Raw genomic sequence first — 25,433 nt, forward strand, 5'->3', positions numbered from 1 at the left:
AGTCATTCACAAACCTTGATTGCCACTCGGCACCTATCTTTAGAGCAACCTCAATAACTATTCGCTTGAACGTAAGTATAAAACAGATTATGTTGTTGATTTTAAATGACAGGTAAAGATTTCAATTTGAATATTTGTTCTAAGGAGAGAGCATGTTTTTTACATTACTGTTTATTACCTTTGCACTATCTATAACTGTTTCATTGCTGGTTGTTTCAATTTTTAAAAAACCATTAGGCGAAATATTTTCTCGAATTATTCAAGATTCAATCAGTGCCGCTTGGCAAAAATACATCATTTTTGCCACATATGTTGTGGGCATCTCTGGTGGCGTTAGGATTTATGATTTAGAGCGTTACATTACCGCTCGACATAAAGATGTAGAGATTCTTCAGTTAACACTAGAACGTTGGACTATTGAGATTTATCGGACGATTATTGAAACGTTGCAAAGTATTGCATGGATGTACCTTATCGTATTTATATTTGCCCTTATCGCATATGTCATTGTTAGAGGCTTTGAACATAAAAATACTAACAAGCAAGTGTGACATGGCTACCAAGCAGAAAATTAATCAATCGCAAATTAAAAATTTATATATTGCACGATTAAAAAGAATGTTTACGGTGATATTCATAGTCACGGCATATGTTCTTATCGTTCGCGGTGCTATCAGTTTTTTTCACCCAAAACTTGGTGAATTACTTCTATTGGCAGACTATCTAGCAGATAAAGATGCCATGATTTGGCTAGTGGTACACATATCAATGCCAACTTATGATTTTCTAACTCAATCGATATGGGGCAATTCAACCACATTTTATACTCTGCTTTTATATGTATTCTTATTGGCTGTTTTTTTTACAAAAAATCGCACCATCAAAGACTCGAATAACCAATAAATCATTAGGTTAAATATCCCTATGAGCACTGAACTTATCCATGCAGTTAAAGCCAAGGATACACTTGCGGTTAAGCGCATTATTGCTAATGGCGCTGATCTTGAAGGCGTTGATAAGAATGGGATGACGGCACTGTTGCATGCCTGTGATCTACAGTCTTTTGAACTGCTCAAACTATTAGTGGATGCGGGTGCCGATGTGAATCATCCAAATGCGCTGGGGTATCGTCCGCTCGATATTGCTTACTGGCAAGGAGAGTTTCGCATGGGATGCTATACCACTGAAAGTCAGCGTATGGTGAGCTATTTAAGCCACCATGGCGGTAAATCCTTTAGCTAGATATCAAAGCCAACTAAAAGCCCTATAAACAAAAATCGCGTTAGACTTAGCTGTACTAGCTGTGCCTAACGCGATTTTCTATTCCACTTACCACTTACCGCTTAATCACCAAAGTCATCGAGCAGGATATTTTCAGGCTCGACCCCTAAGCTTTCAAGCATACGGATCACCGAGGAGTTCATGATTGGAGGGCCACACATGTAGTACTCGCAATCCTCTGGTGCCTTATGATGTTTAAGGTAATTTTCGTAAATCACATTATGGATAAAGCCAGTGTACCCCGTCCAGTTATCCTCTGGTAACGGCTCCGACAGCGCCACATGCCAAACAAAGTTGTCATTCTCAGCCGCTAATGCATCGAAATCATGTTGGTAAAACACCTCACGGGTCGAACGGGCGCCGTACCAGAAGCTCATCTTACGCTTGGTCTTTTTACTCTTTAGCTGATCGAAAATATGTGAGCGCATCGGTGCCATGCCCGCACCACCGCCGATAAATACCATCTCTGCATCGGTATCCTTCACAAAGAACTCACCGAATGGGCCAGAAATAGTCACCTTATCCCCCGCCTTGAGGTTAAAGATGTAAGAAGACATCTTACCCGGTGGCACATTGGCCGATGGTGGCGTGGCAATCCGCACGTTAAGCATAATGCGGCCCTTTTCATCGGGATAGTTCGCCATTGAATAGGCGCGCAGCACATCTTCATTAACGGTGGAGACTAAGTCGAACAGACCGTATTTTTCCCAATCGTCGCGGTACTTAGCCGGAATATCAAAGTCGGCGTACTTCACCACATGGGCAGGCGCTTCAATTTGAATATAGCCACCCGCCTTAAAGCGCACGTCTTCACCTTCGGGCAGTTTTAGCAGTAACTCTTTGATAAAGGTGGCCTTGTTATCGTTTGAGATCACCTCACATTGCCACTTCTTCACGCCGAAGATTTCTTCTTCCAGCTCAAGTTCCATATCGGTCTTCACCGCCACTTGGCAGGCGAGACGACAGCCTTCTTTGGCTTCTTTCTTAGTGATATGCCCTTGTTCTGTGGGCAGAATATCACCACCGCCCGATTTGACTTTCACTCGGCACTGGCCGCAAGTACCGCCGCCGCCGCAGGCCGAGGGAATAAAAATATTCTTACTCGCTAAGGCGCCAAGCAGTTTGTCGCCCGCAGCAACTTTAATGCTTTTCTCGGCGTCGTCGTTAATCCCGATAGTGATCTCACCGGTAGTCACTAATTTCTTTTTGGCGATAAGGATTACTATCACCAGTAGGCACACCACTAAGGTGAACATGCCTATGCCTATTGCCATTTCCATTCGATAACCCTTTTTCTAAACAGAATGCGGTTTTACTTTCTCAGCCACGCGTTACAGCGAGATCCCCGAGAAAGACATAAAGCCAAGTGCCATCAACCCTGTGGTAATAAAGGTGATACCAATCCCCTGTAAGCCTTCGGGAATCGCATGGAACTTCATCCGCTCACGCAGCCCTGCCAGCATCACAATCGCCAACGCCCAACCCGTGCCCGAACCCATGGCAAACACCGCCGATTCGGCAAAGTTGTAATCACGGTTAGCCATAAAAATCACCCCGGCAAAAATCGCGCAGTTTACGGTGAGCAGTGGCAGGAAGATCCCGAGGGAGTCATACAGGCTTGGAATGTATTTATCTAAAAACATTTCAAGGATTTGCACTAAGGCCGCAATCACACCGATAAAGGTGATCAGTTGCAGATAGCTTAAATCGATGCCAGGCATACCCGCCCAAGCCAATGCGCCCGGTGCTAATACCTTTGCATAGATCAGTTGGTTTAAGGGCACGGCTAAGGTCATCACCACGATAACCGCAACGCCTAAGCCGAAAGCGGTCGACACCTTTTTAGACACCGCTAAGAAGGTACACATACCGAGGAAGAACGACAGCGCCATGTTGTCTAAGAAAGTGGCCTGTATAAACAGATTAATATAGTGTTCCATATCCGCTCCTTAACCGCGTTTACGCTGGATCACGTTAATGGTCCAGATCAGCAGGCCAATCAGGAAGAAGGCGCTTGGGGGCAACTTAAACATCTCGTTAGGTAAGTACCAGCCGCCGTTTTCAACCGTAGTCAACACGCTATGCCCAAATAGATTGCCCGTGCCTAATAGCTCACGCACAAAGGCCACACTGATCAGCACTAGGCCATAACCCGCCGCGTTACCCACGGCATCGACCACAGCTAAGTGCGGAGGATACTTCATCGCAAAGGCTTCTGCGCGGCCCATGATGATGCAGTTAGTGATAATTAACCCAACGAATACAGAGAGTTGCTTAGATAGCTCGTAAGCCACATCCTGCAATACCATGTCGACGATAATCACCAAGGAGGCAATCACCGTCATCTGGGCAATAATCCGCACACTGTTAGGGATAAAGTTGCGAATGGCGGAGATGATAAGGTTAGAGAACACCAGTACGAAGGTCACCGCCAGTGTCATCACCACGGCCGTCTGCATGGAGTTACTCACCGCCAGCGCCGAACATACGCCCAGCACTTGCATCGCCACTGGGTTATTGGCAAATACAGGGCCTGCTAGCATGTCCCGCATGGATAAACTGTTGCTCATTTTGCACCTCCCAACTCACCTTGTTCAGCCGATGCTTTTAATTGGTTGAAGAAGGTTTGGAAACCCTCGACGCCAAACCAAAACTCCATTGCGCGCTGTACGCCACGGCCTGTCATGGTCGCGCCACTCACAGCATCAACACCGTGGATATCACCCTCTTTGGCGCCGCCTTTCACGAGGCGCATCGCAAACTTGCCTTTTTCATCAAAGAGTTGTTTACCCTTCCACAGGGATAACCAATGTGGGTCAGTCACAAAGTCACCGATACCTGGGGTTTCACCGTGCTCGTAAACCACCATGCCTTTAATAGTATTAAAGTCAGGCTCGACGGCCACGTAACCGTAGATCATCGACCATAGCCCTTTACCGTAGAAAGGCACTACGACGCTGGTTAATTTGCCGCTATCATCGAACACCTTAAACACACGGGCATCGTTGGCGCGGGTCTTGATTTTGGCGATATCCTTTTTAGGGGCGCTTGAGGTTTCTGGGTTAATCGCTGCCATGCGCTCGTCAAAGTCGAGCACGTTGGCATCCGAGTCCACTTTACCTGTGTCGAGATTAATCAATAATGGCTTAACAGACTTAGCAAAAATCTCTCTAAACTCATTGCCTTGGCCAATATTCACATCGGCCGCCATCAACACATAACGTTGTAACTCATCGCGTTTTTTTGCGAGCTTACGCTCTTTCAATACACCTGCGGTACCGGTGATCATAAAGGAGCACAAAAGGCAGAGCGTGATGGTGAAGATCATGGTCCCCACCACAGTATCTTTCTTAAATACCATGACGTTTTACTCTCCGTTTGATGTTGGCACGGGCCACCAGATAATCGAACAGCGGTGCCCACAGGTTGGCGAACAGGATGGCTAACATCACGCCTTCTGGCATTTTGGGGTTAGCCACACGGATAAGGACAGTCATAAAACCAATCAAGGCGCCGTAGGCGAACTTGCCTTGGCGGGTATAAGAGGTCGTTACAGGATCGGTCGCCATAAACATCATCGCGATAGCAAAACCACCGGTGACTAAATGCCATGTCCAAGGCATTGCCATCATCTGGTTAGTGCTTGAACCGATCACATTGAACAAGGTTGCAGTGGCAATCATGCCCAGCATCACACCCACCACAATACGCCAGTCGGCTAAACGGGTGATAAGCAGTAATAGCCCACCGAGCAGCACAGCGAGCGTGCTGGTTTCACCAATCGCGCCCACGGTAAAGCCGAAGAAATTATTCCACCAGTTAGGGTCGCTAAAGGCGCTGTACCAAGCGTAATCGGCAAATTGCAGCTTACCGGCAGCGGCTTGCGCTAAGGCCGTTGCGCCAGAAAAACCATCCACAGCAACCAGTTGCTTAACGGTTGTGACTTCAGATGGATAGGCAAAATAGATAAAGGCCAAGCCAGCTAATGCGGGGTTAAGGAAGTTGTATCCCATACCACCAAACAGCTCTTTGGCAATCACTACCCCAAAGCTAATCCCCATTACCACCAGCCAAAGCGGAATCGAAACAGGTAAAATCAGCGTAAATAACAAGGCTGTGACGAAGAAGCCTTCGTGCAGCTCTTGGCGACGCACCTTGGCAAACACCACTTCCCAAAACAGGCCTGTCAGCAATGCCGTTAAGTAAATCGGCAGATAAAAACTTAAGCCGTAGAGGAATAAACCAATCACGCCCGTCTCGGCACTTAAGCCACCGCTTAAAGCGTTAAACAGCGCGAGTTTCCAGGTTTCTGGCGTCGTTAAGCCGCTTGCTAGTGCGAGCTGAGCCTGTAAGCCCACGTTATATAAGCCAAATAAAATGGCGGGTAATAAACAAAGGCCCACTAAGGTCATGGTACGTTTTACGTCAATGGCGTCACGCACGTGCACTTGTCCCTTAGTGCTGCGACCACTGGCGATCACCAATGAGCGCACAAAGCCCTTCATCGATTTACCCGTAGCGTAGTAGTCGTCCTGTAAATCAGGTTTTTTAGGTTGTGTCGTCATTAACCTTCCCTCTCGATAACATCTAGACAAGCACGTAGCTCTTTACCGAAGTCATACTTGCCAGGGCACACAAAAGTACACAGGGCCAAATCTTCTTCATCTAACTCCAATGCGCCTAACGCCTGAGCCTCGTCGGTATCTCGCACCACTAAGTCACGCACTAGCAGAGTGGGTAAAATATCTAATGGCATTACGCGATCGAGCTGACCAAAGGCCATCATGGCGCGCTGAGAGCCGCCCTGATGGGTGGTAAATTCGAAGGATTTAGTCAGGCCAAATAAACGGGAGGTTACCGCACGGGTGATAGAGAATTTGTCCGAGCCGCCACGCACCCAAGGCAATACTTGGTGCTGCGCATCTTCGGCGAGAACCGATACCTGGTTGTGGAAGCGGCCTAAAAAGTCATGTACGCCTTGGGCGGTATGGCCCGATAACACTGAGCCTGATACCACACGGTTATTGCCGGGTTTAATCTCATCGGCCACTAATGCGCTCAGCTCTGCCCCTAACTGAGTGCGCAGTAAACGTGGATTAAGCACACTTGGACCACCTAAAGCCACCACACGGTCGGTATAGAGTTCACCTGTTTGGAACAGCTTGCCGTAGGCGATCACATCTTGATAGCCGATGTGCCATACCTGACGCTCAATGCTCACGGGCAAGGTAAAGTGAATATGAGTTCCGGCTAATCCGGCTGGATGCACGCCAGCAAAACGGCGCACTTCAACCTTTGGTAAATCAGCACCGACTAAGGCTTCGCCCTTATCTTGGCAAAGGTAAACCTTGCCTTCGGTTAAATGACTCAGTACCGCTAAGCCGGCCTTAAAGGCATCGCGCTGCTCGGCAATAATCAACCTAGGATCGGCAGCGAGTGGATTGGTATCCATAGCCGTCACGAAAATACCTGCGGGTTTGCTATCTAACGCGGGAACACGGGAGAAAGGACGGGTACGCAGCGCAGTCCACAGACCACTGTTAACTAATTGCGCCTGAACCACCTCGGCAGAAAGTGCCTGTAAATCGGTGTGGATATCGAAACGGATCTGCTCATCGGCGTCTAAGCCATTGCAGCGGATCACCACGGATTGTAAGACTCGACGCTCGCCACGGTTAATCGCCATAATCTCGCCACTGGCGGGAGCGGTAAACAGCACGCCCTTTGTTTTTTTATCTTCAAACAAAGGTTGGCCTTTTTTGACCTTATCGCCGACTTCCACCAACATCGTCGGTTTTAAGCCAACATACTCCTCACCCAACAGGGCCACTTGGGATGGCCTATTACTGGGTTCGATGATCGGCCTAGGCTCACCCGAAATCGGCAAGTCGAGGCCTTTTTTGATCGTTATAACTTGGTTTGAAAAATCTGCCATCACAAATATCAACCATGAAAATTTTTAGATAAATTTAGGGTAGATGTTTGTTAACAGATAATCCGATAGTGGCGTCACATTCCGCCGCAATTTCGTAAGTAATATACGTAAAATTGCATTATTTTGTGATGAAGATCGAGTCAGATTCTGAACAAAAACTTCAAATGTAGTTTTATAACAAATAATTAATAATTACGTCATAACTGTTTTAGAAATAACTTAACTATATAAAAACAGACAAAAATCCCCCTCTTAGACCCCGAATCGGGGCAAAGGCACAAAACCCAGAGTCAGTGGCGAGTTAGTGCACAATATGTCGCAATAAACCTAGCAAAATCCCCACAAGGCATTGGTCATTTTTAACCCACTAACATTCTTAGCGCCGCATTAACCTTTGCTTTACAGCAAAAGCTTGATAGCCTCGAACTAAGATAGTTTCCGTAGGAGAAATAGATGGAATACAGACGCATACCGCATTCTAATCTCGAGGTGAGCAAAATCTGTTTAGGCACTATGACTTGGGGCGAACAAAATACCCAAGCCGAAGCCTTCGCACAGCTAGACTACGCCATCGGCAGTGGCATCAACTTTATTGACACTGCGGAAATGTACCCTGTGCCGCCCAAGCCGGAAACCCAAGGGGAAACCGAGCGCATTTTGGGCCAATACATTAAAGCCCGTGGCAACCGTGATGACCTAGTGATCGCCACTAAGATCGCCGCACCGGGTGGTAAGAGTGACTATATTCGCAAGAATATGGCGCTGGACTGGAACAATATCCACCAAGCGGTCGATGCCTCACTCGAACGCCTGCAAATCGATACTATCGATCTCTACCAAGTACATTGGCCGGATCGCAATACCAACTTCTTCGGTGAATTATTTTACGACGAGCAAGAGATTGAGCAGCAAACGCCAATCCTCGAAACCCTCGAAGCCCTCGCCGAAGTCATTCGCCAAGGCAAAGTGCGCTACATCGGCGTGTCGAACGAAACCCCTTGGGGACTGATGAAGTATCTGCAACTGGCGGAAAAACACGGTCTGCCGCGCATTGTTACCGTGCAAAACCCCTATAACCTGCTCAACCGCAGCTTTGAGGTCGGCATGAGTGAAATCAGCCACCGCGAAGAGTTGCCACTGCTGGCCTACTCGCCCTTGGCCTTTGGTGCCTTGAGCGGCAAATATTGCAATAACCAATGGCCAGAAGGCGCGCGCTTAACCCTGTTTAAACGCTTCGCCCGTTATACTGGTTCGCAAATGGCACTCGATGCCACAGCGGCCTACGTAGACTTAGCCCGCGAGTTTAATTTATCACCCGCGAAAATGGCGCTAGCCTTTGTTAATTCACGTAAATTTGTTGGCTCAAACATTATTGGCGCCACAGATTTATACCAACTGAAAGAAAATATCGACAGCTTAAAAGTCACCCTATCGCCCGAGTTACTCGTACGACTAAACCAACTATCCGATCAATTTAGATTACCTTGCCCTTAGTCGATAAGCAGGTTAAATAATGGCACGATGGCATCAGGTAAATACACCTGATGCCATTGATTTAATAGCAATAAACTCTAAGCCGTTATGCATTCCTTTTCTCGCTGTACCTATCTGGATATAGCTTAATTGAAACCTTATTCCTCTCTCACTGACGCTGCGTCATTAACCTCCCAAGCCACACCCTCAACGCAATCCCCAATCCTAGGTTACATTCGGATACAAAGTCCTTTTAAGAACTGAAATATAGTGACCCCACAGTCACTAGACAGCTATTTTAAGGATAGAAAATGAAAAAATTCTGCATTGTCATTACAAGTATTTTGATCTCCAGCCATGCTTTTGCAGAAAGCAATACTTACATTCGTAACGGTAATGTTTATAGTCATCAAAATCAGTTTTTTGCAGGAGTTGGTGTCGCAACTGGCAGCAAGTTTTACAAAGGACAAGATCACCAAACGGGTATCCTCCTCAATGGCGGCTACCATGGTGAGGACTTCAACGCCGATCTGTCCGGAATTAACTATCGCTTTTTAGGAACAAATGATAGTGCTATCAATTTCAGCGTATTTGCGGTTGCTAACCCAGGGTTTGATGCCGATGATGCAGATATTTTAACTGGCATGAAGGATCGCAAATTCAGCGGCGATTTAGGGTTAAACGCCGACATTCATTTAGGTGTGGGTACACTCTCAACCAAATTCCAACACGATGTGACAAATGTTTATGATGGTTTTCAGGCTGATATCACCTATTACCATCCCATCAATCTGGGCTTTGGGGATCTCGTGCCTTATGCCGGTGTACATTACTTTAGTAAAGACTTTGCCAACTACTACACAGGTGTTAACTCATCCGAAGCAACCGCGCAGCGCCCTGCATATCAGGCAGACGGCACCTTCGCCTATAAACTGGGTTACAGCTTAGTTATTCCAATCACTAAGCATTTAGACATTACCCAGGCTACAGGTTATTCGTACTTAGGTACCAATATGGCTGACTCGCCACTCATTGATAGCCGTAATCAGTGGGCGGCAACCTTAGGTGTGAGCTATAGCTTCTAAGTAATCTGACGAGACAAAATCATGATATCTATTAATAAAACGTTTTTATGTGCAGGATTAGCTCTGATGCTTTCAGCTTGTGCCACGTCCTATGATACTGAAAAGCAATTTTGGTCTTTCGGTAAGGGATTTGAAACCGTGCAAATAGCGCCCGATAGCTGGCAGATAAGCTTTGTTGGCAATACCAACACTGACCGTGCATTAGCTCGTAAATACGTTATGCGTAAGTCGGCAGAGTTATGTAAGCAAGCGGGTTATCGCTACTTCACGTTTACTCACGAGCAAACAGATCGTGACACCGTAGGCCAGTTTGGTGTAGGTGCAACCGCGAGTAAGGATATCCTGTGGGGAACATCGACAATGAATCAGGAGACCTCTGTCATGGTCGAAGTCACTGGTTTACAAAGCAAGCCTGAAAATCCCCGTTCACGTATCTACGAAACGGATTACATACTGAATAATGTCGATGTAAACAGTTAATTGCCCATCCTAAGTGCATCAGCTCATGCTGGTGCACTTTAATCCCCATTATCCCCTATGCCCCAATACGCACACCCTGCTAAGGCATCGTTCCTAAAGCGTAAACGTTAGTGACATGCGAGCACCACCAAGCTTAGCAGAGCGCCCAATGCTTAATGGCGTGCCCATCCAACAGCCAATTCTATCGACAATCGCTAACCCCATACCATGACCTGCATTACCACGGCTATGCTGACCACGCACAAAAGGTTTAATCACTTGCAAAGACTCATGTTCATCAATCCCCGGACCATCATCTTCAACATGTAACCAAGTCGCGCCCTGCTCTACATCCAAGCTCAGCCGGATCGTCGATTTACCAAAACGCAGTGCATTACTGAGTAAATTATTAACCTGCATGGACAAGTAGTTAGGATCTGTTTTGACAACAAGTGGTGTGCAATAGGTAACCACTTCGACCGAAAAACCTGGATATTCTTGACCTTGGTATGTGTCGAGCAACCATGTATTTAGCTCAATCGACTGCCAATCTGGCTCGATATTCGCTTCATCAAGGCGGGCATAGCTCAGCAATGTCATCACCAAGTCTTCCATCGTGTCTAAATCGCGGTTCAAGCGCTGGAAATACTTGACTCTAAGCTGTTCGCTTTGAGTTTCTTCCAATGCCTCAATACCGAATCTGAGCCGCGAAATTGGGGTTTTTAAATCGTGAGAAACGGCTCGACTGAGCAATTTGTTGTCATCAATCAACTGCTGAATGCGATCAGCCATGCGGTTGAATTCGTTTTCAATATTGCCTATATAAGAGGTTTTTTGGACTGGAATTCTCTGTTGTAAATCCCCCATGCCAAATGCTTGAGTCACTTTACTAAGATTAACCAGCTGACGGATTAAAGGAGATACCCACACCAACAAAATCACCACCAAACCACCATAAAAAAGCATGGTGTATAGCTTATTCAAGTCAAAGCTGACATCCGTCGGCGTAACAATATCGGTATTGATGTTCAATACTTGCCCTGTTTTAGGCAGTAAATAATGCAAGGAGATGCCGTCATCGGACTCGAGCAGAAGTGATTTTCCCGCATAAAACTCCGCTTTAAGGGCTGAGGGTAAGACGAAATCGGCTTCACTCACTAAAGACAGTTGCTCTGAATTTAGCTGGTTCCAATTTTCTATGACGCGATGCTGACTGGCACTGTCTTCATCTAGGGTTTTAGCCAACGTGCCGCCTAGCAGCTTTAATGCTGCGAGCTGAGTGGCTGGGATTTGCGTGTCATTATCAGGATCCAAAAAGCTGGCAAACTCACTTATCGACCATCCTAAGCTTGCAATAGAAACCAACACGACCAATACCAGAGAAGTGATTAATTTCTTCATAACTCCAGCTCAGCCTCGTCGCGGCAAAAAAGGTATCCCTTGCCACGGATGGTTTTCACTTTGTAGGGCAGGCTTGAAGCTTCCTGCAATTTTTTGCGTAAACGGGATATACGAATATCTACCGAACGATCCAAGCCATCGTATTCAAAGCCTCGCAACTCAGCGACTAACTCATTGCGACTGACAATCGTGCCCGCCTTGAGTGCCAGCAGCCACAATACATCGAACTCATTAGCGTTTAAATCCAGCAGCTGCTTATCAATAGTGACCGTTTTTGCCGTTGCATTAAGCAACATAGAATCAAACACTAACTGTTGTTTTTGTTCTTCATCCCCCACGCGACGTAATAGGGCTTTTATCCGCGCTAACAACACCTGCGGCCGGATCGGTTTAGTGAGATAATCATCAGCCCCGGCATCTAACCCGCGGATCTCATCGCCGTCCTCAATACACGCCGTCATAAATAAAATCGGCCCAGAGTAAAATGCCCTCGCCTCCTTACACACATCGAAACCATTCTTAACGGGCATCATCACATCGAGTAATACTAAGTCCGGTGTTTCTTCAGCAATCATCTCTAAGGCAAAATCACCTTGGCTGGCGACCGTTACCCCATAGCCATGATCCAGTAAATAATCACTGATCCACTCTGCCAGCGAGATATCGTCTTCAACCACTAAAATGTGCTTTTCAGCTGACATATTAGAATAACCTCCAACCTGACTGGCTCTGCTTAGGGGCCTTATAAACCCATGTGACCACCACTTTGACTTGAGCGAGCGCTTGCACGTCATCATTGCGGATCAGAGTGAAAGTCGCCGTTTTATCCCCTTCAAAACTATATTGGTATTCCTGCAACCTGTTACCACTCCAGCAGGTTAGCTGTTGCTGGCGATCCGTGAGGATAAGGCAATACTCGCCACTCGCGGGTGTCTGCCAGCGAAATAAGACATCTTGATAGCAGGTTTGCCCTTTATGTAGTGCAATACAACGCTCGGGAGTGGCAGTAAACATCACCGAATCGTCCTGACTCCAAGCAAAAAAAGGCGCATTCAGTAACACAAGCCATAGAAAGAATCGCTTCATGCTTTCTCCCTAAAACACATAGCTGATAGAGGCATTAAAGTACGATGCATAGCTAGCTTGATTAAAGGGACTGTCGGTTACCTCTTGGGACAACAGGTTGAAGCGATACATAGCTCGAAAGACAACATTCTCACTGATAGGATAGGCAACGCCTAGCTCCATACCATAGCTAAAAGAACTACTCGGACGATATTCGGGAAATTGCTCAGTAGCCTCTTCTTTACTGATACCAAAAAGATAGCGATTTAAGGTGGCAGAAGAATAGCCAACGCTCCCCAATACGTGAAAATTCCAGTTACGAACCTGCCAAGATTTACCCAATCTGGCAGTACTCTGAATACCTTGATCATCATAATAATCAGACACTAATCTGTACTGAAAAACGTAGTTATCACCCCAATAACGCGTGGCACGAAACCCTGCGCCAATGTAGAGAGAATCCTCTGAGAGTAAATAAGCATTGCGACCCGCTTCATCGAGCGTGCTGGGGTCCACATCTGACGGACGAGCCCATGACCCCTGTAAGTTCGCCAGTAACAGTTCTAAGGACCAATCCTCAGAGCTCCAAAGATTAACTCCAAGATTCACACCATCCTGAGATTGGTGAATCATCTCAATAAACAACCCTTTATACTGATACATACCACTGACCAACAGTGATAACTGCGCAGTACCGCCTTCTGCTTGTCGGACATCAACTTGATTGACCCCATAAACACTCATACCCAGCTCAAAATCACCTCCGTCATCGAAGCGATTTGCGACGCCATTCACGCTACTAGCAATATCTGATGCGGCAACGGTACCGGGAAGAATGCTCAGTATTAATATAAGAAGCCAATGAATATGCATGCCCATTTAATTCACATTTTTACTCGTTACGTTGCGCTACATATTACAACAGTTTGTTAGAAAGTGTGGGTTTTAGGAATATTTGGGTAACCATTTGACTGATTTTTTAGGTAACACAAAGTACGTCTAATCCCCTTATTTTGCATAAGCTGGCTAAACCGCACTGCAAGCTAAGCCTATGCGGCTCTGAGGGAATATAGTGCAACTCATTGAACTGTTTTTCTTTCATTAAATCCTTTGTACGCATATCGATACATTACCCGACCAGCTTGCTACCATAGCTTATACGATTGGGCTCAACATCAAGGAACAAAGATGAAACAGACTATTGTCCATATCGCACTCGTAGTAAGAGACTACGATGAGGCGATTGATTTTTATGTTAATAAACTCAAATTTGAATTGATTGAAGACAGTTATCAACCCGAGCAAGATAAACGCTGGGTTGTGGTTGCGCCGCCTAATTCCCATGGTACCGCCCTACTATTAGCCAAAGCCTCCAAACCCGAGCAGGAATCATTTATCGGTAATCAGGCCGGAGGACGGGTGTTTTTATTCTTAAATACCGATGATTTTTGGCGCGATTATGAGCATATGCGGTCAATAGGAATTCACTTTATTCGCGAGCCACAAGTGCAAGATTACGGCACTGTAGCCGTATTTGAAGATCTCTATGGCAACCGTTGGGATTTATTGCAGCTCAGCCCTCATCACCCCATGGCGAAAAGATGTCAGTAACTATGTGATTGAATAAAAAGTAAATCAGCCTTTCCCTCATTTAGCAATCATACTCTGCATCGACACCGATGCAGTAATGGTAAGTATCGCTAGTTACGACCAAATACTCGGATTTAGATGCAATAAAAACAAAAAAGCGAAGCCATTTGGCTTCGCTTTTCCCCAGAAACTAGCTGAGACTAAGTTACCAAAATTTCCACCATGGCTTTTCACGCTGCAAAGGCATAGGAGCTTGAGTCTCTTTAGTCGCCGGAGTCTCAGGCATTGGCACCCAAGAAGAGGTATCGACACCTTTAATCCCCATATCCAAAGAGGAGGAATTTCGGCACCTGTATCTGTCACTCAAATAAGGGTTAGCATATAACTCAACTAAACCGTATGGCACTATATTTTTATCATAAAAGGAGAGTTCCGCAATACCTGAAAATGATTCCGCCGTTCGGGTAAAACATTGATTAAAGGTAATGGCGTCCTCATCCGGATCATTTAAGAAAAATACCTCTAAAGGATGCATTGAAAGGTAGGGATATTTTAAGTCTTGTAGATCACTAACGGCTTTGGCCCAATATTCTTCTGCTATTGCTTCATGTCCACAAAACTCAACAAACAAGTGCTTGCTAGCAATAATATTTGCTAAGGCTCTTTCTTTGGTTGTACAAGGAGCCATAAATTTAAATACACCGGGCTCATCTTCATCACTGGTGTAATTGTATTCAGCAGGTTGGAGATCCGCTGCCTCAAAACAAAAAAACCAAGCCGCAGGAATTTGATTACTACCAGTAGCAACAACATCGTAAGGTTCTGCTTTTTCGATTAAAGTTTCGACACAACCACTCATTAACTCAGAGTTAATTAGGTAAGCATTATTTGCCATTTATTATTTCCATAATACAAAATATTTTATCATCAGCTGAAAATCAGCTTATTTATAAAGCAAAGAAAATTATTAAATTTACAGAATGAAATACTTATAAAACCATTCAATTAATCACTTTTAATTTGTATTAATAATATGCCAAGACATTGATTGAAAATAGTATTCAGAACTCACATTTATGAACTATAAAAAGTAAAAAGCGAAGCCATTTGGCTTCGCTTTTTGTTCACTCAATAGCAGTTTATTTCATCAACCACGCGCGGTAAGACTTACCCTTAATGCGGCCGCTGGTGATCTTGCTCAGTGCCTTTTTAGCTACTTTACGGTTTACCGCCACATAAGCGCGGTAGTCGGTCACGAGGATTTTACCCACCTGCGTACCTTCAATGCCATTATCACCCGTCAGGGCGCCAAGAATATCACCAGGGCGAAGTTTCTCTTTTTTACCGCCATCGATTTGCAGAGTGATCATGGTTGGCGCATTGGGCGCACTGCCAAGCAAGCTTAATGATGGCAGTGATTCACTGGTAATTTCTCGATCTAAGTACTCTTCTAGCAAGGCAATCTTGTAGCCGTCTTGATCGTTATAAAAGGTATAAGCAGCGCCTTTACTGCCCGCACGGCCAGTACGGCCGATACGGTGAATGTGCACTTCGGTATCGTAGGCCACATGGTAGTTAAATACGGCATCTAGCGCATCGATATCTAAACCACGGGCGGCCACGTCGGTAGCCACCAGCACGCATGCGCTCTTGTTAGCAAATTGCAACAGGGTTTCGTCCCTATCGCGCTGTTCTAAATCGCCGTGCAAGGCCAAAACACTAAAGCCTAAACCCTCGAGTTCGTCGGCCACTTTTTGCGTTTCACGCTTGGTATTACAAAACACCACGGCGCTTTCTGGCTTATGTTCTAACAGTAATAATTGCAGCGCTTGCATGCGCGACTTATCGTCATCTAACTGATAAAAATGCTGTTCGATGGTATTTTTTTCATGGGTAACCGCGGCCTTAACCATCACAGGGTTATACATGATTTGTTTAGCAATCGATTGAATTTGCTCAGGGAATGTCGCACTAAACAGCAGCGTTTGGCGCTCGCGTGGTGACTGTTCAATAATGGCATCGAGCTGAGGTTGGAACCCCATTTCGAGCATGCGGTCAGCTTCATCAAGCACTAACATATTCAGATGACTTAAATCTAAACGATTGCGGTCTAAGTGATCGACAATCCGACCTGGGGTTCCCACAATAATATGGGCACCATGCTCTAAAGAGCCAATTTGTGGCCCCATTGGCACACCACCACACAGGGTTAATACTTTCACGTTGTGTATACCGCGGGCCAGAGTACGGATCTCCTGCGCCACTTGGTCGGCCAACTCGCGGGTTGGGCATAGCACTAAGGTTTGAATGCGAAAACGCTTAACGTCTAATTTATTTAGTAAACCTAGACCAAAGGCCGCCGTTTTACCTGACCCCGTTTTACCCTGACCTATCACATCCTCACCCGCTAAAATGGCTGGCAAGCTTTGCGCCTGAATGGGCGTCATCTCGTTGTAGCCCATAGAAGAAAGGTTCTCAAGCAGTTCGGTTTTTAGCTTAAGGGTCGAGAAAGCCAGTGATGGAGTTGGCTTAGTATCTGAATTGCTCAAGGCGAATATCCTGTGGTGGGTAACGAAGCGGCTGCTAGGTTACTAAAATTGCGTTACTTATCGATTAAACGGGTTTATCAAGATTCAGGTTTACGTAAGGCAAGAATTCAATTCTGCGCTCGCTCAACCCAAAAGTACCGCTATTGTAGCAACAACGAGCAGCTTTTACCTCAAGTCCTTAAACTCAAGTCCTTAAACAATCGAAATCGCCTGCGTAAACTGCAATAAAAAAGCCCTGCAAGGATACAGGGCTTTGGTTTTGATCAGCACGGCAGACTTAACAGATTAAGCGATTTGGCCAAAACGCCCTTCTTGATAATCGCGAATCGCCTGCTGAATTTCCGCTTGGGTGTTCATCACAAAGGGGCCCATCTGCACAATTTTTTCACGAATCGGTTTACCCACAAACAGTAACATGCCCGCACCGCGATCATCGGCCTTAAGCTGCAATGGCGTTTGGCTATCGAGCACTAAAAACTGGCCTTCATTGAATGACCACTGTGAGCCTTCGCCCTTACTCAAGCCACCTTGGTAAAGATAGAGGGCGGCAAACTCATGCTTGGATAAATCGAGCAGCGCTTCACCATTAGCGTTAATCATCAAGTCGGCAATCGCCGCTTCGCCCGCTAATCCTTGGATGGTGGCACAGATGGCGCTCTTACCCGCAAAAGCCCAATCACCCGCCAAGGCTTTAAGGGTTGCGCCTGTGTCATTAGTGGTTTCAACGCTTGGGATTGAAGCCGTATCCTGATACGTCGCGGGGCGCAGTTTATCTTTCGCGGGCATATTGACCCAAATTTGGAAGCCATGCAGACCATTGAGTGCATCGGCCAGCGGCATTTCGGAATGCACCACGCCGTAACCAGTGCTCATCCACTGCACATCGCCAGCACGAATCGCTTTGACGTTACCCATCTGATCGCGATGCTCAAATCCGCCCTTACGGATATAGGTAAAGGTCTCCATCCCACGGTGCGGATGCGGTGGAAAGCCACCAATAAAATCCTGTTTATCATCGGATTTAATCTCATCCATCATCAAAAACGGATCAAAATGGGTAGTGACAAAGTCCGCCACACGGCGAATATTCACCCCGTCGCCATCCATCGCAGGTTTAGCAGAAAACTGGCCTAAGACTTTCATTTCATGCTCCTAACTCGTAAGGCATTAGCCTGTGCACTCGCTATCTCTTGGCTCCCCAAATGACAGGGTGAAACTGTGGCAATGCTGATGGTGGCAGAATAACAAGGAAATTTGCAAAAGAATAACGCGAAATCACGGTCTAAACATTCGAAAAAATGGAACGGTAGGTTGCTGATACCCACTCATACAGGCTTGCCATGATGTTTACTCACCGACACGGTGAATAGAAACCTAGGTTTTCTGAGATTATGAACGAGAACCATGGATGGCGAACTGGACTTTAAACACAGATGTTGCTCAAGTCCATCCGAGGATGTAGGGCTGTCCCGTCTGATGTGAATGGATTCACCAATACCGCGGTGGCATGGATGCCAAAGAGCGGCCATGGGGCGGACGGTCGTCTCCTAATCACCATGACTCACCTTTTGGCATTAACGTAACCTGTAGATTTAAAAGCGTTACGCAACATGCTTTGGGACATTTTCGGGTTAACGCTGAGCTAAGTGGACAAATAAGAGTGGCAAGGTGCGTAAATTTGGCCCGCCTACAGCAGCCTGTTAGGCATTTTGAGTTTTTCTAAATACTTTTTATCGATCAAATGAAACCGCTCTGGCACCTCAGACCCCTTCATTTAGCAGTTTCTTAACCACGAGGGTTTGTGATCAAGAGGCAGCCTTCGGGTAATGCCGTTTATTTAAGATTGAACGGCATTTTCTTTGGTCTAACCGGAAACTTGTTTTTGCTCATAATAGAGGTAATACCAATCTAAGGGACCCGCAACTCTGCCGTAGGCTTCTTCCACCAGTTGTTGTGTCTGGCTTAATCCCCGCGGCTTGCTCAGCTCCTGCGGCACCAGACTCTGCCAAAAATGGTTATCAAAGTGCAAATCGAGCAGGGAGCCATCCATATCGAGCAGTACAGTATCAATCTTCTTCCAGTCAAACATGGGAGGTACTGAGTGGTTGCTATTTGTCCAACAAACAGTAGTGAATATGTTCCGAAGAAAAAATATGTTTAAAATGTTTCTCATTTGTTTTGCGCTACCCTCATTTGGTAGCTATTTTGTTTATTGCTGGCTATGTTTGCAGCTAAAAATAGGTAGGTCGAAATAATTATACCGAGAATTAAATACAATTTTGGATAACTGTCCTAGATTGTGTGGGTAAGAGACCCATTTATCCACATGAATTTTTTATCCAGATTATAGTTAAGTTTCATAGTCGGTTCTTTTGACATTTCTATAAATAATGATTTTAGAGAGCAAGGGATTGAATGGCCACTCAATTACATTTTATTTCAGGATTACCACGCTCAGGGTCAACACTGCTTGCGGGTATATTAAGACAAAACCCGCGATTCCATGCGTCTATGAGTAGTCCTGTCGCGGGCTTAGTTAATGGTGCTCTTGAACAAATGGGGGCAGGTGGCGAGTTCTATTCATTTTTTGATGAACATAAACGCAAAACTATTTGCAAAGCATTAATTGAAGCCTACTACTCAGATAAGTCTCATCCGGTGATTTTTGACACCAACCGTCAATGGACTGCTCGTATACATCAATTGGTGGAGCTGGTTGATGATTTTAAAGTGATTTGTTGTGTACGTAATCCAGCCTGGATTATGGATAGTTTTGAAAAGATCTATCGTAAAAATCCTTTTGACTATAGCCGAATGTTTAATGCAGCAACTCGCCAAACAGTATATAGCCGCTGTGAGTCGTTAATCGGAGCCGGTGGTGTAGTGGGGGGCGCTTGGACAGCACTAAAGGAAGCATACTATGGTGAGTTTTCTGATCACTTACTTTTAGTGGACTATGATCTACTGACTCAGCATCCTGCGCGCACTGTTGAATTAATATATAAATTTATTGACGAGCCATTATTTGAACATGATTTTAATGATGTTGATTACAAAGAAAGTGAGTTCGACCAACAACTGGGTGTAAAAGATTTGCATACAGTGAAAAAGAAAGTGGAGTTTAAATCACGACGTAGCATTTTGCCGCCTGATTTATTTGTAAAGTACCAAGAAATGGACTTCTGGCTGGATACTACTGGCACTGCAGCCAATATTATTGCCAGTAAAAAGTCGACAGTAACTCCAGTAAAAAACTAAGGAATGTACAGTAATATGGCAAACAAAATTGTTACTGGGTTGTCTTCTCTGTTATTGCCCTTTGGATTATATGGCGCGCCTATTCACCTTTCTTCTGGTTATTCACGCTCGTATCTTTCGGCTACGACTCAAGGAAACTTGCTTCCAGTAAGCACAGTTGCATCTTCAAAGGTATTACGCAGATTAGCTCCAGAAAATGCTAGCGAATTGAATATAGTTAGTGCTTCCCCTATTAGAGAGTTGGTAATAATAGATTCAGCTGTACCGGATAAACAAATTTTTTACCGAGATCTTAAACCTGGGATTGATATTGTTGAAATCGATTCTAGCCAATCTGGCATTCGTCAGTTAGAAGATATTCTCTCTAAATATCAAAATCTTGCTGCAGTTCACATTGTCTCCCATGCACAAGCGGGTGAGCTTTTACTTGGCAATTCTCATATTAATGTCAATAACCTCAAGAGTGAATCGGAAATCTTCGCGGCATTAAATGGCGCTGTGCGCGAAGGTGGCGATTTACTGTTATACGGTTGTGATTTGGCAGCGGATGAAGAAGGTGAAGAATTACTGGATATTATCCAGCACAACACGCATCTGGATGTCGCTGCATCCGATGATTTGACCGGTAATCTGGCGCAGGGTGCTGATTGGAATTTGGAGATTCAGCGCGGCACTATCGACACAGAGTTGGCCTTTTCTGAAAAAGCCTTAAAAGATTTTTCGGCGGTACTGGCCACTTACACCCTCTCTAACTTCACGATGAATTACGGTGTCAACCTACACTGTCCTGATGATTCACCTTCCTTCACCTACAATTACCATTCCCTCACTAAAGACAGTTATATCGTCTGCGGCTTTATGGGGAACAATGGCACTGGTGGCACCACCGTGAATCTCTTCAATTACTACGGTGGTTCCTCAGATGCATTTCTGAACCCTAATGGTGCTGCTACCAACAATCAAACGGTTGGTGGAACCAACAGCTTTGAAGTTCGCAGAAGCAATGGCAATTTCCAGCTCACCCGGGTGGAAGCGGCTGAGTCCTTTGGCGGCAGCAATGTATTTACCAGCGTCAAAGTAGTGGGTTATGTCTGGGGCGGTGGTACGGTGGAATCCACCCCCATTACCAACGATACCTCGGCAGCGAATACCTTTATTTTCTCTGGCGCTAGCATGTCGCAATTTGTCGGAGTGAGTCTGAGCAGTTTCCGCTTGGTATTTGTCAATCAACCCAATTCCCACATCGGTTATCTGAACCTGAGAAGCTTTGATGCAACTCAGGATGTCACTTCACCGACTGTGACTTCGGTCAGCGCCAGTAACGCGAATGGCACTTACAAAGTGGGTGATGTGATTGGGATACAGGTTAGCTTCAGTGAGCCAGTCAATGTGGTTGGTACCCCGCAGTTGACGCTGGAAACTGGCGCTACTGATCGGGCGGTTAGTTATTCAAGTGGTAGCGGCAGCAATACACTGACCTTTAACTATACGGTTCAAGCGGGCGACAACACACTTGATTTGGATTACCTGTCAAGCAATGCCCTGACGGTCAATCTTGCGGTCATCAGGGATGGCGCATCGAATCCTGCCGTTCTGACCCTACCGAGCCCCGGCAGTGCGAACTCGCTGGGCGCCAATAAAAATATCATCATTGACGGTGTGGCACCCACGGTTTCATCGGTGACTGCAAGCACCGCTAACGGTACCTACAAAGCTGGTGATGTCATCAATGTTCAGGTCAATTTCAGTGAAGTGGTGAATATCACTGGTACGCCGCAATTAACCCTTGAAACAGGCACAACAGATCGTGCAGTTAATTATACCAGTGGCAGTGGTACCAGTAGCTTGACCTTCAGCTATACGGTTCAGGCGGGCGACAACAACAGCGATTTGGACTATGTATCAACCAATTCGCTGGCGTTGAACGGCGGCAGTATTCGCGATGCGGCTACGAATAATGCGACCCTTACACTGGCTTCACCCGGAGCGGCTAATTCATTAGGCGCTAACAAAGCGTTGGTGGTGGATGGCGTCGTGCCCTTTGTAACCAGTACTGCCCCTGTTGGCGGCGCGGTTTCAACGGATCCCAGCGTGGATTTCAGCGTGAATTTCAGTGAGTCTGTCAGTAATATTTCCACTGACGATTTCGCTTTGGGAACTACGGGTGGTGCAACAGGCACGATTGCAAGTGTATCTGCTAGTTCGGGCTCCAGTGTGACAGTGACGGTGAGTGGTATTACTGGCAATGGTACGATAAAGCTCAACCTGAACGGTTCCACCAATATTTCTGATGCGGCAGGCAATGCTGGCCCAGCAGCTTATACCAGTGGCACGAGCCATACGGTAGCCATTCCAACGGCACCGGATGCACCAGCGATAGGCACTGCAACGGCAGGCGTTGGACAGGCCACAGTCGCCTTTACTGCACCAGTCAATAACGGTGGCTCGGCAATTACTGGTTATACCGTGACTTCCAATCCCGGCGGTATTACCGCAGGTGGTAATGGATTTACAACGTCTCCGATAACGGTAACGGGCCTTACGAATGGCACGGCTTATACTTTTACAGTGACGGCAATTAATGCCATTGGAACAAGCATTGTGTCTGGTGCTTCCAATTCAGTGGTGCCCAAAGCTAATCAAACAATTACTTTCAATAATCCCGGTGCACAGAACTTTGGTACCAGTCCGACCCTAAGTGCGACTTCTAGCTCGGGCTTGACGGTCAGCTTCTCATCTTCAACGACGGGGATCTGTACCATCACCTCTGGAGGTGCGTTGACCTTTGTTAACTCTGGCTCATGTACTATCGATGCCGACCAGGTCGGGAATGCGGCCACCAATGCTGCAACGACGGTAAGCCAAAGCTTTACCGTTAATGCTGTTGTCCCCAGTGCTCCAACGATTGGCTCCGCAACGGCCGGGGATACTCAAGCATCGGTTAGCTTTACAGCCCCCGTTAGCACTGGTGGTGCACCGATCCTTGCCGGAGGCTACACTGTCACCGCTAGCCCCGGTGGTGCAACGGGTACTGGATCTGGTTCGCCGATTACAGTGACAGGGCTGACTAACGGAGTGGCCTACACTTTTACTGTCACAGCGACTAACTCCGCAGGTACTGGTGCTGCGTCTGCAGCATCCAATTCAGTCACACCCGCATCGCCTCAGACTATTACTTTTGCTAACCCTGGGGCGCAGAATTTTGGAACGTCGCCCAACTTGTCTGCCAACTCAACATCAGGCTTAGCCGTCAGCTTTAGCTCATCTACCACAGGGGTATGTACGGTTAGCGGTTCAACCCTGACTTTTGTCACTGCAGGTACTTGTACCATCAACGCTGAGCAGGCTGGTAATTCGTCCTATCTGGCCGCCGCCACGGTCAGCCGAACATTTACAGTAAATGCTGTTGTACCGAGTGCGCCAACAATTGGCACAGCAACGGCCAGTGACATGCAAGCAAACGTATCCTTTATTGCCCCGGTTAACACGGGTGGAACCTCCCTAACAGGATATACCGTGAGCGTCAGCCCGCCTGATGTTGCCCCAGTTGATGGTGCCAGTTCGCCGATTTTAGTGACAGGCTTGACTAATGGACAGGCCTATACCTTTACGGTAACGGCAAATAACTCTGCTGGCACAGGCGCTGCATCAGCTGCATCAAATAGCGTGACGCCCGCAGCAAGCCAATCCATTACTTTCACTAATCCGGGATCGCAAAACTTTGGTACTTCACCGACTTTGACTGCAACGTCCGATTCAGGTTTGGCGCCAACCTTTACCTCATCCACTCCGAGTGTCTGTACCATCACCAGTGGGGGCTTATTGAGCTTTGTCACTGTAGGCACTTGTACCATCAACGCAGACCAAGTGGGCAATGCGAGTTATTTGGCGGCGACTCAAGTGAGTCGTTCATTCAGTATCAATGCCGTTGTGCCAAGCGCGCCAACAATCGGCACTGCCACTGCGGGGAATGCTCAAGCAACGGTGAGTTTTAGTGCTCCGGCATTCACTGGTGGTGATGCCATTACGGGCTATTCCTTAGTATCGACTCCAGGCGGTATTACGGCATCGGGTACTTCTTCACCCATCACGATAATGGGATTAACCAATGGGACTTCCTATTCATTTACGGTTGCAGCTATAAACTCAGCAGGAACCAGTAGCGCCTCCTCGGCGAGTAACGCAGTGAAGCCTAATGGTGCTCCCGTTATCAGTTCAACCGCACTCACGAGTGCCACCCAAGATGCAGCCTATAGCTACACCTTGGTAGCAACGGACAGCGATGTGGGCGACAGTGTCACCTTAAGCGCCGTGACACTGCCAAGTTGGCTGAGCTTTAATGCCGCGACTGGCGTGCTGAGTGGTACCCCAACTAATGCTAACGTGGGCAGCCATGCCGTGGTACTACGCGCCACCGATGTGGATGGTTTAACCGCAGAGCAAAGCTTCAGCATTGTGGTGGCAAACGTCAACGATGCACCAACCATCAGTTCAACGGCGTTAACCAGTGCCACCCAAGATGCAGCCTATAGCTACACCTTGGTCGCAAGCGACAGCGATGTCGGCGACAGTGTCACCTTAAGTGCCGTTACACTGCCAAGTTGGCAGAGCTTTAATGCAGCCACGGGTGTGCTGAGTGGTACCCCAACTAATGCTAACGTCGGCAGCCATGCGGTGGTGCTACGCGCTACGGATGTGGATGGTCTGACGATTGACCAGAGCTTTACCATTGTGGTGGCAAACGTCAACGATGCACCGACCATCAGTTCAACGGCGTTAACCAGTGCTACCCAAAATGCGGCCTATAGCTACACCTTGGTAGCAACGGATAGCGATGTGGGCGACAGTGTCACCTTAAGTGCCGTCACTCTGCCAAGCTGGCTGAGCTTTAATGCCGCCACGGGCGTGTTAAGTGGCACCCCAACTAACGCCAATGTCGGCAGCCATGCGGTAGTGCTAGGCGCCACCGATGTCGATGGCTTAACCGCAGAGCAAAGCTTCAGCATTGTGGTGGCAAACGTTAATGATGCACCGACCATCAGTTCAACGGCGTTAACCAGTGCCACCCAAGATGCAGCCTATAGCTACACCTTGGTGGCGACCGACAGCGACGTGGGCGACAGTGTCACCTTAAGTGCCGTGACACTGCCAAGCTGGCTGAACTTCAATCCGGCGACGGGCGTGCTGAGTGGTACCCCAACTAATGCTAACGTCGGCAGCCATGCCGTGGTGCTACGCGCCACCGATGTGGATGGCTTAACCGCAGAGCAAAGCTTCAGCATTGTGGTGGCAAACGTCAACGACGCACCGACCATCAGTTCAACGGCGTTAACCAGT

General features: G+C 46.8%; 22 protein-coding genes and 1 pseudogene. 9 read left to right on the plus strand and 14 right to left on the minus strand.

The features are described from left to right. Positions 1-152: 152 nt before the first annotated feature. The 3 genes from M0413_RS20295 to M0413_RS20305 are packed head-to-tail and all read left to right on the plus strand — an operon-like array spanning position 153 to position 1,242. Positions 153-551 carry a hypothetical protein gene (locus M0413_RS20295; protein WP_144346605.1) on the plus strand — a complete coding sequence of 133 codons (399 nt, stop codon included), beginning with the start codon at positions 153-155 and terminating at the stop codon, positions 549-551. 1 nt (position 552) lies between these two features. Further along, positions 553-903, plus strand: coding sequence for a hypothetical protein (locus M0413_RS20300; protein ID WP_203432168.1), 351 nt, complete (start codon positions 553-555; stop codon positions 901-903). 21 nt (positions 904-924) lie between these two features. Beyond that, on the plus strand, positions 925-1,242 hold the full coding sequence (locus M0413_RS20305) for an ankyrin repeat domain-containing protein (protein WP_249555436.1): 318 nt from the start codon (positions 925-927) through the stop codon (positions 1,240-1,242). Between the two features lie 101 nt (positions 1,243-1,343). Here the strand turns inward: M0413_RS20305 and nqrF are convergent, their stop codons facing one another. Genes nqrF through M0413_RS20335 form a run of 6 tightly spaced genes read right to left on the minus strand, consistent with a single transcriptional unit; the run spans position 1,344 to position 7,216 of the window. Next, the gene (gene nqrF / locus M0413_RS20310) at positions 1,344-2,561 is read right to left on the minus strand and encodes an NADH:ubiquinone reductase (Na(+)-transporting) subunit F (RefSeq protein ID WP_037414599.1); all 1,218 of its coding nucleotides are present in this window, start codon (positions 2,559-2,561) and stop codon (positions 1,344-1,346) included. Between the two features lie 51 nt (positions 2,562-2,612). Further along, the gene (gene nqrE / locus M0413_RS20315; RefSeq protein ID WP_011071187.1) at positions 2,613-3,221 is read right to left on the minus strand and encodes an NADH:ubiquinone reductase (Na(+)-transporting) subunit E; all 609 of its coding nucleotides are present in this window, start codon (positions 3,219-3,221) and stop codon (positions 2,613-2,615) included. A gap of 9 nt (positions 3,222-3,230) precedes the next feature. Further along, complete coding sequence (locus M0413_RS20320) at positions 3,231-3,851, minus strand: NADH:ubiquinone reductase (Na(+)-transporting) subunit D (protein WP_011621547.1); 621 nt, start codon at positions 3,849-3,851, stop codon at positions 3,231-3,233. Beyond that, a complete protein-coding gene (locus tag M0413_RS20325; protein ID WP_047539897.1) occupies positions 3,848-4,642 on the minus strand; it encodes a Na(+)-translocating NADH-quinone reductase subunit C in 795 nt (264 codons plus the stop codon). The genes M0413_RS20320 and M0413_RS20325 overlap by 4 nt, the downstream gene beginning before the upstream one ends. Continuing rightward, positions 4,632-5,846 (minus strand): NADH:ubiquinone reductase (Na(+)-transporting) subunit B, encoded by a 1,215-nt coding sequence (locus M0413_RS20330; RefSeq protein WP_249555438.1) that lies wholly within the window; start codon positions 5,844-5,846, stop codon positions 4,632-4,634. The genes M0413_RS20325 and M0413_RS20330 overlap by 11 nt, the downstream gene beginning before the upstream one ends. Next, positions 5,846-7,216, minus strand: a complete 1,371-nt coding sequence (locus M0413_RS20335; RefSeq protein WP_099456950.1) for a Na(+)-translocating NADH-quinone reductase subunit A — start codon at positions 7,214-7,216, stop codon at positions 5,846-5,848. Before M0413_RS20335 ends, M0413_RS20330 begins: the two co-directional genes overlap by 1 nt. A gap of 453 nt (positions 7,217-7,669) precedes the next feature. Between M0413_RS20335 and M0413_RS20340 the strand changes: the two genes are divergently transcribed. The 3 genes from M0413_RS20340 (at position 7,670) to M0413_RS20350 (ending at position 10,254) form a co-directional block, all read left to right on the plus strand. After that, the gene (locus tag M0413_RS20340; protein WP_249555440.1) at positions 7,670-8,710 is read left to right on the plus strand and encodes an NADP(H)-dependent aldo-keto reductase; all 1,041 of its coding nucleotides are present in this window, start codon (positions 7,670-7,672) and stop codon (positions 8,708-8,710) included. A gap of 290 nt (positions 8,711-9,000) precedes the next feature. After that, on the plus strand, positions 9,001-9,774 hold the full coding sequence (ompV, locus tag M0413_RS20345) for an outer membrane protein OmpV (protein ID WP_249555442.1): 774 nt from the start codon (positions 9,001-9,003) through the stop codon (positions 9,772-9,774). Positions 9,775-9,795: 21 nt separating this feature from the next. Further along, positions 9,796-10,254, plus strand: a complete 459-nt coding sequence (locus M0413_RS20350; RefSeq protein ID WP_249555444.1) for a CC0125/CC1285 family lipoprotein — start codon at positions 9,796-9,798, stop codon at positions 10,252-10,254. Positions 10,255-10,347: 93 nt separating this feature from the next. Here M0413_RS20350 and M0413_RS20355 read toward each other — a convergent pair whose 3' ends face one another. From M0413_RS20355 to M0413_RS20370, 4 genes are read right to left on the minus strand one after another with little or no spacing between them, the layout of a single operon-like run. After that, positions 10,348-11,634 (minus strand): ATP-binding protein, encoded by a 1,287-nt coding sequence (locus M0413_RS20355; RefSeq protein ID WP_249555446.1) that lies wholly within the window; start codon positions 11,632-11,634, stop codon positions 10,348-10,350. Continuing rightward, on the minus strand, positions 11,631-12,335 hold the full coding sequence (locus M0413_RS20360; RefSeq protein ID WP_249555448.1) for a response regulator: 705 nt from the start codon (positions 12,333-12,335) through the stop codon (positions 11,631-11,633). The genes M0413_RS20355 and M0413_RS20360 overlap by 4 nt, the downstream gene beginning before the upstream one ends. A gap of 1 nt (position 12,336) precedes the next feature. Beyond that, positions 12,337-12,720, minus strand: coding sequence for a DUF3019 domain-containing protein (locus tag M0413_RS20365; protein WP_144346596.1), 384 nt, complete (start codon positions 12,718-12,720; stop codon positions 12,337-12,339). Positions 12,721-12,729: 9 nt separating this feature from the next. Further along, complete coding sequence (locus tag M0413_RS20370) at positions 12,730-13,578, minus strand: MipA/OmpV family protein (RefSeq protein ID WP_203432176.1); 849 nt, start codon at positions 13,576-13,578, stop codon at positions 12,730-12,732. Positions 13,579-13,887: 309 nt separating this feature from the next. Between M0413_RS20370 and M0413_RS20375 the strand changes: the two genes are divergently transcribed. After that, positions 13,888-14,310, plus strand: a complete 423-nt coding sequence (locus M0413_RS20375; protein WP_037429007.1) for a VOC family protein — start codon at positions 13,888-13,890, stop codon at positions 14,308-14,310. Between the two features lie 184 nt (positions 14,311-14,494). Here M0413_RS20375 and M0413_RS20380 read toward each other — a convergent pair whose 3' ends face one another. From M0413_RS20380 to M0413_RS20395, 4 genes and pseudogenes are all read right to left on the minus strand, one after another. Next, positions 14,495-15,184 carry a hypothetical protein gene (locus M0413_RS20380; RefSeq protein ID WP_249555450.1) on the minus strand — a complete coding sequence of 230 codons (690 nt, stop codon included), beginning with the start codon at positions 15,182-15,184 and terminating at the stop codon, positions 14,495-14,497. A 244-nt stretch (positions 15,185-15,428) separates the two neighbouring features. Further along, positions 15,429-16,838: an ATP-dependent RNA helicase DbpA gene (gene dbpA, locus M0413_RS20385; RefSeq protein ID WP_170919379.1), complete on the minus strand. Its 1,410-nt coding sequence runs from the start codon at positions 16,836-16,838 to the stop codon at positions 15,429-15,431. 285 nt (positions 16,839-17,123) lie between these two features. Continuing rightward, entirely contained in the window at positions 17,124-17,981 is an 858-nt protein-coding gene (locus M0413_RS20390; protein ID WP_172590322.1) for a pirin family protein, read from the minus strand. Positions 17,982-18,711: 730 nt separating this feature from the next. After that, positions 18,712-18,927 (minus strand): annotated as a pseudogene (locus M0413_RS20395) (HAD family hydrolase); the annotation flags it as partial. A gap of 326 nt (positions 18,928-19,253) precedes the next feature. On the opposite strand from M0413_RS20395, the gene M0413_RS20400 reads away from it, so the two are divergent. Together M0413_RS20400 and M0413_RS20405 are read left to right on the plus strand one after the other, a co-directional pair. Next, positions 19,254-20,096: a sulfotransferase gene (locus M0413_RS20400; RefSeq protein ID WP_144346720.1), complete on the plus strand. Its 843-nt coding sequence runs from the start codon at positions 19,254-19,256 to the stop codon at positions 20,094-20,096. A 15-nt stretch (positions 20,097-20,111) separates the two neighbouring features. Beyond that, on the plus strand, positions 20,112-25,433 hold a 5,322-nt coding region (locus tag M0413_RS20405), incomplete at its 3' end, for a putative Ig domain-containing protein (RefSeq protein ID WP_249555452.1).

This window comes from Shewanella sp. 8A (assembly GCF_023475945.1).
GTDB classification, from domain to species: Bacteria; Pseudomonadota; Gammaproteobacteria; order Enterobacterales; family Shewanellaceae; genus Shewanella; species Shewanella xiamenensis.

What these genes read in the sequence shown, in the direction of transcription:
- M0413_RS20295 (WP_144346605.1), top strand. Translation starts at nt 153, where the DNA reads ATGTTTTTTACATTACTGTTTATTACCTTTGCACTATCTATAACTGTT.
- M0413_RS20300 (WP_203432168.1), top strand. Translation starts at nt 553, where the DNA reads ATGGCTACCAAGCAGAAAATTAATCAATCGCAAATTAAAAATTTATAT.
- M0413_RS20305 (WP_249555436.1), top strand. Translation starts at nt 925, where the DNA reads ATGAGCACTGAACTTATCCATGCAGTTAAAGCCAAGGATACACTTGCG.
- nqrF (WP_037414599.1), bottom strand. Translation starts at nt 2,561, where the DNA reads ATGGAAATGGCAATAGGCATAGGCATGTTCACCTTAGTGGTGTGCCTA.
- nqrE (WP_011071187.1), bottom strand. Translation starts at nt 3,221, where the DNA reads ATGGAACACTATATTAATCTGTTTATACAGGCCACTTTCTTAGACAAC.
- M0413_RS20320 (WP_011621547.1), bottom strand. Translation starts at nt 3,851, where the DNA reads ATGAGCAACAGTTTATCCATGCGGGACATGCTAGCAGGCCCTGTATTT.
- M0413_RS20325 (WP_047539897.1), bottom strand. Translation starts at nt 4,642, where the DNA reads ATGGTATTTAAGAAAGATACTGTGGTGGGGACCATGATCTTCACCATC.
- M0413_RS20330 (WP_249555438.1), bottom strand. Translation starts at nt 5,846, where the DNA reads ATGACGACACAACCTAAAAAACCTGATTTACAGGACGACTACTACGCT.
- M0413_RS20335 (WP_099456950.1), bottom strand. Translation starts at nt 7,216, where the DNA reads ATGGCAGATTTTTCAAACCAAGTTATAACGATCAAAAAAGGCCTCGAC.
- M0413_RS20340 (WP_249555440.1), top strand. Translation starts at nt 7,670, where the DNA reads ATGGAATACAGACGCATACCGCATTCTAATCTCGAGGTGAGCAAAATC.
- ompV (WP_249555442.1), top strand. Translation starts at nt 9,001, where the DNA reads ATGAAAAAATTCTGCATTGTCATTACAAGTATTTTGATCTCCAGCCAT.
- M0413_RS20350 (WP_249555444.1), top strand. Translation starts at nt 9,796, where the DNA reads ATGATATCTATTAATAAAACGTTTTTATGTGCAGGATTAGCTCTGATG.
- M0413_RS20355 (WP_249555446.1), bottom strand. Translation starts at nt 11,634, where the DNA reads ATGAAGAAATTAATCACTTCTCTGGTATTGGTCGTGTTGGTTTCTATT.
- M0413_RS20360 (WP_249555448.1), bottom strand. Translation starts at nt 12,335, where the DNA reads ATGTCAGCTGAAAAGCACATTTTAGTGGTTGAAGACGATATCTCGCTG.
- M0413_RS20365 (WP_144346596.1), bottom strand. Translation starts at nt 12,720, where the DNA reads ATGAAGCGATTCTTTCTATGGCTTGTGTTACTGAATGCGCCTTTTTTT.
- M0413_RS20370 (WP_203432176.1), bottom strand. Translation starts at nt 13,578, where the DNA reads ATGGGCATGCATATTCATTGGCTTCTTATATTAATACTGAGCATTCTT.
- M0413_RS20375 (WP_037429007.1), top strand. Translation starts at nt 13,888, where the DNA reads ATGAAACAGACTATTGTCCATATCGCACTCGTAGTAAGAGACTACGAT.
- M0413_RS20380 (WP_249555450.1), bottom strand. Translation starts at nt 15,184, where the DNA reads ATGGCAAATAATGCTTACCTAATTAACTCTGAGTTAATGAGTGGTTGT.
- M0413_RS20390 (WP_172590322.1), bottom strand. Translation starts at nt 17,981, where the DNA reads ATGAAAGTCTTAGGCCAGTTTTCTGCTAAACCTGCGATGGATGGCGAC.
- M0413_RS20400 (WP_144346720.1), top strand. Translation starts at nt 19,254, where the DNA reads ATGGCCACTCAATTACATTTTATTTCAGGATTACCACGCTCAGGGTCA.